The 11,749-nt window shown below is 36.8% G+C and carries 12 protein-coding genes and 1 pseudogene; 9 read left to right on the top strand and 4 right to left on the bottom strand.

The genetic code is table 11. The annotated features are described in order from the left end of the window. Window positions 1-76: 76 nt before the first annotated feature. Both V7137_RS15845 and V7137_RS15840 read right to left on the bottom strand, forming a co-directional pair. Window positions 77-1,087: an inorganic phosphate transporter gene (locus V7137_RS15845; protein ID WP_335698977.1), complete on the bottom strand. Its 1,011-nt coding sequence runs from the start codon at window positions 1,085-1,087 to the stop codon at window positions 77-79. Window positions 1,088-1,098: 11 nt separating this feature from the next. Continuing rightward, the gene (locus V7137_RS15840) at window positions 1,099-1,716 is read right to left on the bottom strand and encodes a DUF47 domain-containing protein (RefSeq protein ID WP_218350115.1); all 618 of its coding nucleotides are present in this window, start codon (window positions 1,714-1,716) and stop codon (window positions 1,099-1,101) included. Window positions 1,717-2,087: 371 nt separating this feature from the next. Here V7137_RS15840 and V7137_RS15835 point away from each other — a divergent pair, with 371 nt between their 5' ends. Further along, window positions 2,088-2,345, top strand: coding sequence for a GlsB/YeaQ/YmgE family stress response membrane protein (locus V7137_RS15835; RefSeq protein WP_335698976.1), 258 nt, complete (start codon window positions 2,088-2,090; stop codon window positions 2,343-2,345). Between the two features lie 51 nt (window positions 2,346-2,396). On the opposite strand, the gene V7137_RS15830 is transcribed toward V7137_RS15835, so the two are convergent. Then, the gene (locus V7137_RS15830) at window positions 2,397-3,320 is read right to left on the bottom strand and encodes an RluA family pseudouridine synthase (protein WP_335698975.1); all 924 of its coding nucleotides are present in this window, start codon (window positions 3,318-3,320) and stop codon (window positions 2,397-2,399) included. 107 nt (window positions 3,321-3,427) lie between these two features. On the opposite strand from V7137_RS15830, the gene V7137_RS15825 reads away from it, so the two are divergent. From V7137_RS15825 to V7137_RS15815, 3 genes are all read left to right on the top strand, one after another. After that, window positions 3,428-3,814 carry a YhcU family protein gene (locus V7137_RS15825; RefSeq protein WP_335698974.1) on the top strand — a complete coding sequence of 129 codons (387 nt, stop codon included), beginning with the start codon at window positions 3,428-3,430 and terminating at the stop codon, window positions 3,812-3,814. A 193-nt stretch (window positions 3,815-4,007) separates the two neighbouring features. Then, window positions 4,008-5,750, top strand: coding sequence for a phospho-sugar mutase (locus tag V7137_RS15820; RefSeq protein WP_335699021.1), 1,743 nt, complete (start codon window positions 4,008-4,010; stop codon window positions 5,748-5,750). Window positions 5,751-5,797: 47 nt separating this feature from the next. Next, the gene (locus V7137_RS15815; protein WP_218350120.1) at window positions 5,798-6,520 is read left to right on the top strand and encodes an SDR family oxidoreductase; all 723 of its coding nucleotides are present in this window, start codon (window positions 5,798-5,800) and stop codon (window positions 6,518-6,520) included. Between the two features lie 125 nt (window positions 6,521-6,645). Here V7137_RS15815 and V7137_RS15810 read toward each other — a convergent pair whose 3' ends face one another. Then, complete coding sequence (locus V7137_RS15810; RefSeq protein ID WP_335698973.1) at window positions 6,646-6,900, bottom strand: YhdB family protein; 255 nt, start codon at window positions 6,898-6,900, stop codon at window positions 6,646-6,648. Window positions 6,901-7,048: 148 nt separating this feature from the next. On the opposite strand from V7137_RS15810, the gene V7137_RS15805 reads away from it, so the two are divergent. The 5 genes and pseudogenes from V7137_RS15805 to V7137_RS15785 form a co-directional block, all read left to right on the top strand. Beyond that, window positions 7,049-8,035 (top strand): M14 family zinc carboxypeptidase, encoded by a 987-nt coding sequence (locus V7137_RS15805; protein ID WP_335698972.1) that lies wholly within the window; start codon window positions 7,049-7,051, stop codon window positions 8,033-8,035. Window positions 8,036-8,125: 90 nt separating this feature from the next. Next, window positions 8,126-9,541: a SpoVR family protein gene (locus tag V7137_RS15800; protein WP_335698971.1), complete on the top strand. Its 1,416-nt coding sequence runs from the start codon at window positions 8,126-8,128 to the stop codon at window positions 9,539-9,541. Between the two features lie 110 nt (window positions 9,542-9,651). Continuing rightward, entirely contained in the window at window positions 9,652-10,410 is a 759-nt protein-coding gene (locus V7137_RS15795) for a GTP cyclohydrolase II (protein ID WP_335698970.1), read from the top strand. Then, complete coding sequence (gene ribD / locus V7137_RS15790) at window positions 10,403-11,509, top strand: bifunctional diaminohydroxyphosphoribosylaminopyrimidine deaminase/5-amino-6-(5-phosphoribosylamino)uracil reductase RibD (protein WP_335698969.1); 1,107 nt, start codon at window positions 10,403-10,405, stop codon at window positions 11,507-11,509. The genes V7137_RS15795 and ribD overlap by 8 nt, the downstream gene beginning before the upstream one ends. Next, window positions 11,509-11,749 (top strand): annotated as a pseudogene (locus tag V7137_RS15785) (5' nucleotidase, NT5C type); the annotation flags it as partial. The gene ribD and the pseudogene V7137_RS15785, both read left to right, overlap by 1 nt.

Here is an 11,749-nt window from a genome sequence, read left to right as displayed (position 1 = left end):
TTTGCGAAAATTGCCTAGAAACTTAATAAATGACCCTTATTAAACTTATAAAGCAACAAAGTTTACGAAAAGAGCCTTATTTAAAGAAGATATTAAGGATGAAGTAGATAATACCAGCTAATAATGCTGTAATTGGTAGTGTAATTACCCATGTAACTAACATACGTTGTGCTGTATCCCATTTTACCCCTTTAAGCCTATGTGCAGAACCAACCCCTAGTATCCCTGAAGAGATGACGTGGGTAGTACTGACTGGTAGATGGATATAAGTGGCTCCGAAAATGATTGCTGCACCCGTTAAATCTGCGGCAACACCATTAATCGGACGAATCTTCATAATTTTCCCGCCAACGGTTTTAATGATCTTCCATCCACCGATTGAGGTACCTAGTCCCATGGCAATCGCACAAGAGAGTTGTACCCAAAAAGGAACTTCATCCGTATGAAGATAACCATTAGCTAACAAAGCCATGGTGATAATCCCCATTGATTTTTGAGCATCGTTTGTTCCATGTGAATAGGATTGCAATGCGGCAGTAGCAATTTGAATATAACGAAAGGATCGGTTCGTTTTGGTTAAATTAAAGTTCTTGAAAACCACTTTAAAAATACTGTAAACAATATACCCAACTGTGAAAGCTAAGATTGGTGATATAATTAAAGCTTCAAGAATTTTAATAAAACCTTCAGCTTTTATTACTTCAAATCCTTTTGCAGCAATTGCCGCACCCGCAATAGAACCGATAATTGCATGAGAAGAACTACTTGGAATACCGTAATACCATGTGAGTAAGTTCCAAAAAATCGCTGATAACAGTGCCGCAAAAATAACAATTGACCCGGTATGACCGCCAGTAAGTGAGAATGGATCAACAATGTCTTTAGAAATAGTTTTTGCTACACCAGTAAATGTCAATGCACCAATAAAGTTCATTACCGCTGCCAACAAGATTGCCTGGCGTGGTTTAAGAGCCTTGGTTGATACAGAGGTAGCTATTGCATTTGCGGTATCATGGAACCCATTAATAAAGTCAAATGCAAGGGCACCAATTACAATTAAAATCGTTAGAATTAATACAACGCTCATATGTTTGCTCCTTAAGCATTTTTCATGATAATGGTTTCAAGTGTATTTGCGACAGTTTGGCAATAGTCTGCAATATCTTCAAGATTTTCGTAAATTTCTTTGTATTGAATAATACGGATTGGATCTTTTTCGACAGTAAATAAGTTTTTAATCGACTGACGTAAGATATTATCGCAGTTTGATTCAAAATCTTTTATTTTAATTGCATGCTCTCTAATTTGTTGTAATTTCTTATTAGAAAGCAGTTCAACAGCCTTGTCGATTTCGTGAACACTTGCTTGAATTGCATCCACAAATTTCTTCATATAGTCATCCGCATTCGTAATCGAGTACATTTCAAATAATGCTGCACATCCTTCAAGTCCATCCAGTACATCATCCATGCTCATGGCAAGATGAAGAATGTCTTCACGTTCGATTGGAGTGATGAATGCATCGTTCAATTCTTTGATTACTTCATGAACGTATGTATCTCCTTTTGTTTCAAGTTCCTTCATTTTCTCTGAAAATATTTTTAAATCACTCACATTTTTTAATTTGTATTCGGTGAAGAAATTTCCACTTTCTTTAAGGTTAGCGGAAATATTACTAAGTAATGCCATAAATTTATCAGTTTTTTTAAATGCCATGTGAATACCCCCAATTTCATTTGAACAAGTGTTGTATACCAACCCAAATAATTTTATCTGAAAGATGTCGAAAAATGAAACAAATTCTTTATAAATTTACAAAAACTTAACATTAGAATTTTTAGAATAGTTTATTTTAAAGGATAAATTCAATGAGGTTTACAAAAAATTAACATNNTTATGATAGGGACTTTTTTACTTTTGCCTATATTCATGTATTTATGTACTTTGTTATACGTGTTAAGATTTTTTCTTTTTTGAGTATAAAATTGAAAATAGGGTACTTTATAGATACAGGTAGCATGAAAATACGTTACTTTTCCAATACTGCCTGAGACAAAATAATTGAATACTAAAAAGGAGTGTACTGAATGAGTTTCATTTGGGCATTAATTATTGGTGGGATTATTGGATGGTTAGCAGGCCTAATCGTTGGAAGAAATATTCCGGGCGGCATTATTGGTAATATCATCGCAGGTTTTGTTGGGGCATGGCTTGGTACTGCCATTTTAGGTAATTGGGGGCCACATGTTGCTGATTTTGCGATCATTCCTGCAATCATCGGTTCAGCAGTTTTGGTCTTGCTCGTAAGCTTCATTTTGCGTTCCTTTAGAAGAACCGATAAATAAGAAACTTTACTGATAAAAAGCCTCCGATAACCTCGGAGGCTTTTTATTTCCTTATAAGGAATAGATGTCAATATCCTTAAAAATAACAGGTTGGTCTAAAAACGGAGCATGACATAAAATCTTCTCTTGAGTAAAAGGATGATGGAACTCAAGCTTTGCTGCATGAAGTGCTTGTCTTTTAACAATCGGTCTCCCTCCATACAATGTATCTCCAATTAAAGGATGTCCCATATGACTTAAATGAACCCTGATTTGATGCGTTCTCCCCGTATCGAGCCAACATTTGACATAGGATTGCTGCTTCTCAATGTCTACCTTTAATACAGTATAATGAGTAAGCGCAACTTGTCCTGATGGAGACACTCTTCTTATCGTTGCATGATGGCGATCCCGCCCAATCGGTTTATTAATTGTCCCTCGTCTTTGTTTAACTATTCCGTGAACTAAAGCAATGTAGGTTCTCTTAATATTCCTTTTAACGAGCATATTGTCCATTATTGCCCCTGCTAGTGCATGTTTGGCAAGAAGGATGGCACCTGATGTGTCCCGATCTAAGCGGTGAATTTGCCGAATATTTCTATTTTCCCCTTTTGCTTGCAGATAAAATTGCACAGCATTTACAAGTGTTTCATGGTCTGTTTTTGGATCATTTGGATGGGTATTCATAAAGGGCGGTTTGTTAATTACCAAAATATGTTCGTCTTCATATAGAATTTCTATTTCTATGTAGTTTGGGAAAATTTCTATATTTTCTTCCTCAAATAATTTCAATTGTAACTTGGACCCTTTGATGAGAGGCGTATTCCAGTTAGCGCGGTCCCCATTAACTAAAACCTTATTCTCCATTCTAAAAGAGTGAGTTAATTTTTTAGGGGCTTCAAAGACATGGCTAAAAATATCAGCCACGGTTTTGCCATTCCAATCTAAAGGAACTGTTATTTGAAACCATTCTCCCATTCGCGTTGTGTTAAGCATCAAATTCTCCTTCAGGTTATAATTACCACAGTTAATACTGACTTAGTTATGTTATTCTTATCATATACAATACGACAGAAATAAGCGATGGCAAAGGTGGGTTACAAGTGAAAATTGTGTTTGCCTCGACACCAAGTCAAGAAGAGGAAATTAACGGACTGGTGAGGTATATCTATTCCAATATATTTCCGCTCTATTTCACTGATGAGGAGATTTGTCAGTTTGAGCGATTAAAAGTTCTGCACACTTCAGAAGATTTCAATACATTAAAAGATGCCTTTCAGGTTATGACTTGCATTCAAACTTTAATCTCGATTTTAGAGTCAGCTCAATTAGATGAACAGTATGCCTCACTCTTTAATAAGAATGTTGAGACATTGAAGGAATTTGGCTTGTTGTTTCCATTTAAATATGAACACTTTGAAGAGGCGAAATGTATTAGAACTTCCATGCTTAGTATCTATTCTAAAGCCGATAATGAGTTATTAATATAGGTAAAAAAAGTCTGCTCCTGCAGACTTTTATTTTTTTTCTACTAATAGGAGTGGTTTTTGAGGTAATATAGAGAAAGAACTGAATAATTTTAGTTCTACGAAAATTGGCGGCTAATTTCATGAGATTTTTAAAGGAGTAACCAAGATGAAATTAGAAACAATATACAGTAGACAGAATTTGGAGGGAATCCCTATGGACTGGAAAACGACAGCAAAAAGTTGGATGGAATTTGACGAGCTAGATACTGAATTACAGACCCAGTTAAAAGATTTACTAAAGGATGAGAGGCAATTAGAAGAGGCCTTTTATAAAAATTTAGAATTTGGTACTGGCGGTATGCGTGGAGAAATTGGGGTTGGTACTAACCGCATGAATCTCTATACTGTTCGAAAAGCATCGGCCGGACTGGCGGCATACATAGAAAACCATGGAAGCGAAGCGAAACAACGCGGAGTTGTCATTGCTTATGATTCCCGTCATAAATCTCCAGAATTTGCGCTGGAGGCTGCTAAAACATTAGCCACAAAGGGTATACAAACCTATGTCTTTGATGAATTAAGACCTACTCCTGAATTATCATTTGCTTTAAGATACTTAAACGCCTTTTCAGGCATTGTGATTACTGCAAGTCATAATCCACCTGAGTATAATGGCTATAAAGTGTATGGGCCGGATGGTGGCCAACTGCCGCTAGAAGGAGCAGACCAGGTTATTGCGAAGGTGAATGAGATTGAAAATGAATTATTGATTGAGGTTGACTGTGAAGAAACATTGAGAGCAGCCGGACTAATTAAAACGATTGGTGCGGAAATTGACCAGGCCTACATAGAGAAATTAAAAACAATATCTGAGAATCCTACCCTCGCGGAAGAAACGGATCTCAAAGTCGTTTTTACTCCGCTGCATGGGACTGCTAACAAGCCTGTACGTGCTGCACTAGAAGCATTAGGTTATGAAAATGTAACGATTGTCAAAGAACAAGAACTTCCTGATCCAGAATTTTCAACGGTAAAAAGTCCTAACCCTGAAGAACATGCGGCTTTTGAATTAGCGATTCGTGATGGAAAAAGAATTGGCGCAGATCTTCTTATTGGAACAGACCCAGATGCAGACCGTTTAGGGATTGCTGTATTAAATCCTGAAGGTGAATATGTAGTCCTTACCGGTAACCAAACTGGAGCCCTATTACTTGATTATATTATTACCCAGAAAAAGGGAAAAGGGACCCTTCCAGAAAATGGAGTGGTGTTAAAAACAATCGTTACTTCAGAAATCGGTCGGAAAATAGCTGAGGCCAATCAGTTAGAAACAGTCGATGTGTTAACAGGATTTAAATTTATCGCAGAAAAAATCAATGAGTATGAGACAACGGGTAATCGTACATTTTTATTTGGATACGAGGAATCCTACGGATATTTAATTGGTGATTTTGCCCGTGATAAAGACGCTGTTCAAGCGGCTCTCTTAGCAACAGAAGTTTGTGCTTATTATAAGAAGCAAGGCATGTCTCTCTATGAAGGATTAATGCAGGTCTTTGAAAAGTATGGGTATTACCAAGAAGGCTTACGATCCTTGACTCTAAAAGGGAAAGAAGGAGCAGAGACGATTCAACAGTTATTGGCTTCCTTCCGAAGAGAGCCAATTACAAGCCTAGGAACATTGGCAGTTTTTACTGCGGAAGATTATTTAACAAGTACTCGAGTAACGGATAAGGGTGAAGAAACCATTGATTTACCAAAATCGAATGTCTTAAAGTATACATTTGAGGACGGTTCATGGGTTTGTTTACGACCATCTGGTACGGAACCAAAGGTGAAATTCTATTTTGGTGTCAATAGTAAAAGTTTAGAAGAAAGCAAAGCTAAACTAAGAACAATTGAAAATGATTTTATGTCGTTAGTTGATAATAAAATGAAAATGGTTCAGGAAATTTAATCCACTTCATTACCAACCAAGAACCTCATCATGGAAGGATGAAAAACATGTTAAAAGATCAAATTGCTATTGTTACAGGAAGTTCAAGAGGGATTGGCAAGGAAATTGCACGAAAACTGGCCGAACAAGGAATGAAATTAACGATTGTGGGCAGTTCCTCACAAATATCACAAACAGCTGAAGACCTAAAGAATATGGGCTATGCCAATGTATTGCCTATCCAAGCGGATGTCTCTAAGGAAGAGGACATGATTGCTGTTGTGAATAAGACAATTGATACTTATGGTTCTGTAGATTTACTTGTTAACAATGCAGGTGTCGGCTTCTTCAAATTAACGGAAGAAGTATCCCTAGAGGAATGGAAAAAAGTATTCGAAGTAAATGTTCAAGGTGTATTCTTAGCCACAAAAGCGGTCCTACCACATATGAAAAATCGTAAATCAGGTACGATTATAAACATTTCTTCAGACGTTGCTCGGTATACCATTCCAAATGGTGCGGCATATACAGCTACCAAATATGCTGTCCAAGGATTTTCTGGTTCAGTAGCTCAAGAAGTTCGTGAATATGGAGTTCGTGTAGGTACGGTTAATCCAGGTATGGTTGATACGTATTTTGCAGAGTCTACTCAAGGATTGCCTGAAAAAGAGGATTGGCTCAAGGTAGAAGATATAGCGAACGCAGTTGTATACATGGCTTCGGCACCAAAGTATATGATGATTGATGAAATTATTTTACATCCATTTGCTCAACAATATCCGATAGCATAAATCAAAACCGTTTATTTTGAATGTTAAAACACGGCTTCCATTCGAGGAAGCCGTGTTTTTTGGTGGTGGAATTCTTTGGTCCGGTAATTAATGTTTCTCAAATTAAATGGTATTCACTTGTTAATTTAGGAAAGACTAAACATCGGTATCTCATTAGGGTCAGGATCTACGGTTTCATTCGCATGGTCAATGTAGCGCAGCAGGTTATATAGTGTCGTTTCAATTACCGCATAATCACGTTCGAAATTGTATGCATGCAGGAATTGCTCAATTCGTTTCGATAAAAATTGGTCTTTTGTTCGTACCATTAAAATCAGCAAATTATCCCACTCGGAACGATGTGTATAATATAACGCTCGATCATAATCCACTTTATTCATTTGTTTTATCTCCTCCTTATTAGGAGTTGAGATTATTGTATGATATTTTGAGGAGAACTTTCACAGAAAATGTTGGACACCCACTGGTTACGCTGTTTTCAACATTTACCTGTATATATTTTTTTTGATTGAACAAAGGGGAGGTTATATGGCTAAAATTATTATCTGTATCATCATCTTGTTTCCCGTTCAGCAGGAAAATGTGACAAGCGCCAAAATAGTTAATGCCAATACACGTTATAGTTATGAAATGTTAGAAGATGACCTTTCAAAAATAACCCAAAAATATAAAGAGAAAATAAACATCAAATCAATCGGGACATCTCATTTTGGGCGGGATATTTGGGCAATCAAGCTCGGAAAAGGAAAGAAAAATGTAGTCTTGATTGGTTCACATCATGGCCGGGAATGGATGACTAGCCTTTTGCTAATGGAAATGCTTGAGTCGTATGCATCTACTTATAATGAGAGGAATTTTTTCGGTTTCAAGTCCCATCAAATATTTAATGATGTCTCTCTTTGGTTTGTACCGATGTTAAATCCTGATGGTGTTACCATTCAACAGAATGATTTTAAAAGTTTTCCATCTCATCATCAAAACCTTTTGGTAAAGATGAATGATGGATCCGCTAACTTTAAGCGATGGAAGGCTAATGGGATGGGAATTGACCTGAACAGGCAATATCCTGCCGGTTGGGAACGTCTCGATCAAGAACCTGTATTTCCTTGGTATAAATTTTATAAAGGGGAGAACCCTCTTGAGTCGAAAGAAGTAAAAGCGTTAACAAAATTTATTAGTGAAATCAATCCCTCGATCGCTGTTGCTTATCATACAGCGGGAAGAGAAATTTATTGGAACTATAAAAACGGAAAAAACTTGAAACGGGATAAACAGATTGCAAAAAAAGTCTCGAAATTAACGGGGTATAAATTAGCGATGCCAGTGCAAAATGCAATAGGAGGCGGATTCACCGACTGGTTTATTACTACATATCACAGACCAGCGTTGACAATCGAAATTAGTCGCTATGTTGGTGAAACCAATCCACCCTTATCGATTTTTCATAACGAATGGAAACGAAATCGATATGTTGGCTTAAAGCTCGCGAAAGAGGCTAAAAAAATCTCAAATTAAAGCATACTTGCCTATTGTTTTTTCTATCTTGTTTCATCATTCCCCTTTTTTCTTCATACATTGTGGTAAGAGGAAAAGGGGGAATGGCAAATGAACGTGGAAGGTCGTAATGCACTGGAATATGCTATCAGTGAAATCACTGAAATCGCAACCGGGTTTGGTTTGGATTTTTATCCGATGCGCTATGAAATTTGTCCTGCTGAAATCATTTATACATTTGGGGCCTATGGTATGCCAACCCGATTTTCACATTGGAGCTTCGGGAAGCAATTTCACAAAATGAAGCTGCATTATGATTTAGGTCTTAGTAAAATTTATGAATTAGTTATTAATTCAAATCCTTGCTATGCTTTTTTGCTTGACTCTAATACCCTTATTCAAAATAAACTAATTGTAGCCCATGTTTTAGCACACTGTGACTTCTTTAAGAATAATGTTCGCTTTCAAAATACTAAGCGGGATATGGTTGAAAGCATGGCTGCCACGGCAGAAAGAATCCATCAATATGAAATTCAATATGGAAAAAAAGAGGTTGAAACCTTCCTCGACGCAGTATTAGCCATTGATGAGCATATTGATCCCTCATTGATGAGACCAAAGTTATCTTGGTCCATTGGGGATGACGAGGAAGATGATGACCACGAAGCTCATTCTGCAACGCCTTATGATGATCTATGGAATTTAGATGATAAGGATAAGAAGGAAACGAATCAACCAAGGAAAAAGAAATTTCCTCCAAAGCCAGAGAAGGATTTATTATTATTTATTGAAACCTATAGTAGAGAGTTAACAGATTGGCAACGAGATATCTTAACCATGATGCGGGAGGAAATGCTATACTTTTGGCCGCAGTTGGAAACAAAAATCATGAATGAAGGCTGGGCTTCTTATTGGCATCAACGGATATTAAGAGAAATGGATTTAACAAGTGGTGAAGCAATCGAATTTGCAAAGTTAAATGCCGGAGTGGTGCAACCCTCCAAAACGGGTATCAATCCATATTATCTAGGAATAAAGATTTTTGAAGATATTGAAGAGCGCTACAATAATCCAACAGAAGAAATGAAACGAAGAGGAGTACTGCCAGGGTCTGGACGAGAGAAAATCTTTGAAGTTCGAGAAGTGGAATCTGATATTTCCTTCTTGCGAAACTATCTGAATAAGGACTTGGTCATGCGAGAAGATATGTATCTTTTCCAAAAACAAGGAAGGGACTACAAAATTGTCGATAAACAATGGGAACAGGTTCGTGATCAGCTTGTTAATATGCGTGTAAATGGGGGATTCCCATACATTACAGTCAATGATGGCGATTATTTAAAAAATGGTGAACTTTATTTAAAACACTGGTATGAAGGTGTGGAACTTGACGTTAAATATTTGGAAAAAGTTCTTCCTTATATACAGCAACTGTGGGGCAGGCCTGTCCATATCGAATCGATGATTGAAGAAAGAAAAATGTTGTTCTCCTATGATGGAAAAGGGGTGCATCGCAAATATTTGTAATTTCTTTAGGCTATCTTGTACTATCAAGATAGCCCAATTTTATTTAGAGAGGAAATCATTTCATGAATGTATAGGTTGATGTAGTGAACACTATGCTTAAAAGGGGATAAATGACGATGAAACAAACACTCAGCCCAAATGTTCTATCTGTTTTAGAAGACAAAATTAAATTAGTTAGAACACAAAAAGGAGCAATTTACTTAGTCGGTCCGATTAGGCTCCCAGTTAATTTATATGGTGAAACAGTCGTTTTCCAATGGTACTGTTGGCTGAATTGCAATGAAGTAACCGAAGATTTTGAAAGAATTATTGAAAAATTATCTTCGGCCAACCTAGCCGAGTTTCAACAATCCAGTGTTTTAGTATACGGTGATTTTGAATATGCAGATGATGCAATCATAAGATTTCATTCGATTTGCCATACGGGGGATATTTTCGGGAGCAAAAGATGTGATTGTGGTTTCCAATTAAAACAATCAATGAAAATGATTTCAGAACATGGTACGGGAGCATTATTTTATTTGGCTAACCATGAAGGAAGAGGAATTGGACTATTTAGCAAGGCAATGGCATATGTACTTCAGGAAAACGGATATGACACTGTTGAAGCAAATGAAGGCCTTGGATTTGTAGATGATTCCAGAAATTATGGAGATGCTATTTTAGTTCTTAAAGCATTACGATCAAAACCTGTAACACTTATGACAAACAACCCGAAAAAATTAGCAGCCTTAAAAAACGCTGGTTTAGAGGTCTCAGGCAGACAGCCTTTATGGGGAGATGTATCTGAGTATAATGAAAAATACCTTCAGACAAAAATAAAACGTTCGGGTCATTTAAAAGATAAGGAGACTTGTCCAAATGACTAACCATGAATTTTATATGGATTTAGCTCTAAAAAATGCTAAAGCTATGAAAGGACAAACAGATCCCAATCCACTTGTCGGGTCTGTAATTGTGAATGATAACCGAGTAGTCGGAATCGGTGCTCATTTAAAAGCGGGAGAGCCGCATGCTGAAATTCACGCTCTACGAATGGCTGGTGAAGCAGCAAAGGGTGGGACCATCTATGTTACATTAGAACCATGTTCTCATCATGGCAGGACAGGCCCTTGTGCTGTCGCCATCGTTGAGGCTGGAATAAAAAAAGTTGTTATTGCGACACTTGATCCGAATCCTGTTGTTTCAGGCAATGGGGTTAAGATTCTAAAAGATGCCGGAATAGAAGTAATCATTGGAGTTCATCAAGAGGAATCCCAGAAGATGAATGAAGTTTTTAATAAATTTATTGTGGAGAAAAGGCCATTTGTCACATTAAAATCAGGGATTACCTTAGATGGAAAAATTGCCACTTACACTTCCCATAGTAAATGGATTACTTCGGAAGAATCCAGACATGATGTTCACCACTTAAGAAATGAAAATATGGCCATTCTCGTAGGTGTCAATACAGTGATAAAAGATAACCCAGAATTGACAACGAGAATACCAAACGGAAGAAATCCAATTCGTGTCATTCTTGATACTACGTTAAAAATCCCATTAGAATCAAAAGTGGTTACCGATAACCTTGCTGAGACCTGGATTTTTACAAGTAAGAATTATGATAAAGAAAAGGAAAAAACCTTAACGTCATTAGGATTGAAAGTTTTTGTTACAAATGGAGTGGAAAAAGTAGATCCAAAAGAAGTTGTGCAAGTACTAGGAGAGAACCTAGTTTCTTCTGTATTAATAGAAGGCGGAGGGACGATTAATGCATCTTTCCTAGAAAATAAATGTATTGATAAAGTAATACTATACTTTGCCCCAAAATTAATCGGTGGTAAGGATGCACCTACCTTCCTGGAAGGGACAGGAATGGAAAAGATGGGAGATGCGGTGGAGCTATTAGACACATCTATCATAAAAATTGGTAAAGATTTTAAATTTATTGGCTATCCAAGTTATACAAAAGAGGGAATTAAGTAATGAGATTTGGCTTTGATATAGACGATACATTAATAAATCTACGAGAGCATGCCTTTAATATATACAATCGAAGGTTGAATCAAAGTATTCCGATTGAAATTTTTCACAATCTCAAAAGAGTTGAAATACATGAGCCATTTGGGTTGACTGAAGAACAAGGGAAAAAAATGTGGAATAATTCTTTAGAAGAAATTTATTATACTTCATGTCCTGCCTTCCCAAGTGCTGTTAAAACCTTGC

It is taken from the genome of Neobacillus drentensis (assembly GCF_036962765.1).
GTDB lineage: Bacteria > Bacillota > Bacilli > Bacillales > Cytobacillaceae > Neobacillus > Neobacillus drentensis_C.
This window is presented reverse-complemented; position numbering and strand designations above follow the sequence as displayed.

Excerpts from the sequence above, each read along its gene's own strand:
- V7137_RS15845 (WP_335698977.1), bottom strand. The coding sequence starts at position 1,087 with ATGAGCGTTGTATTAATTCTAACGATTTTAATTGTAATTGGTGCCCTT.
- V7137_RS15840 (WP_218350115.1), bottom strand. The coding sequence starts at position 1,716 with ATGGCATTTAAAAAAACTGATAAATTTATGGCATTACTTAGTAATATT.
- V7137_RS15835 (WP_335698976.1), top strand. The coding sequence starts at position 2,088 with ATGAGTTTCATTTGGGCATTAATTATTGGTGGGATTATTGGATGGTTA.
- V7137_RS15830 (WP_335698975.1), bottom strand. The coding sequence starts at position 3,320 with ATGCTTAACACAACGCGAATGGGAGAATGGTTTCAAATAACAGTTCCT.
- V7137_RS15820 (WP_335699021.1), top strand. The coding sequence starts at position 4,008 with ATGGACTGGAAAACGACAGCAAAAAGTTGGATGGAATTTGACGAGCTA.
- V7137_RS15815 (WP_218350120.1), top strand. The coding sequence starts at position 5,798 with ATGTTAAAAGATCAAATTGCTATTGTTACAGGAAGTTCAAGAGGGATT.
- V7137_RS15810 (WP_335698973.1), bottom strand. The coding sequence starts at position 6,900 with ATGAATAAAGTGGATTATGATCGAGCGTTATATTATACACATCGTTCC.
- V7137_RS15805 (WP_335698972.1), top strand. The coding sequence starts at position 7,049 with ATGGCTAAAATTATTATCTGTATCATCATCTTGTTTCCCGTTCAGCAG.
- V7137_RS15800 (WP_335698971.1), top strand. The coding sequence starts at position 8,126 with ATGAACGTGGAAGGTCGTAATGCACTGGAATATGCTATCAGTGAAATC.
- V7137_RS15795 (WP_335698970.1), top strand. The coding sequence starts at position 9,652 with ATGACGATGAAACAAACACTCAGCCCAAATGTTCTATCTGTTTTAGAA.
- ribD (WP_335698969.1), top strand. The coding sequence starts at position 10,403 with ATGACTAACCATGAATTTTATATGGATTTAGCTCTAAAAAATGCTAAA.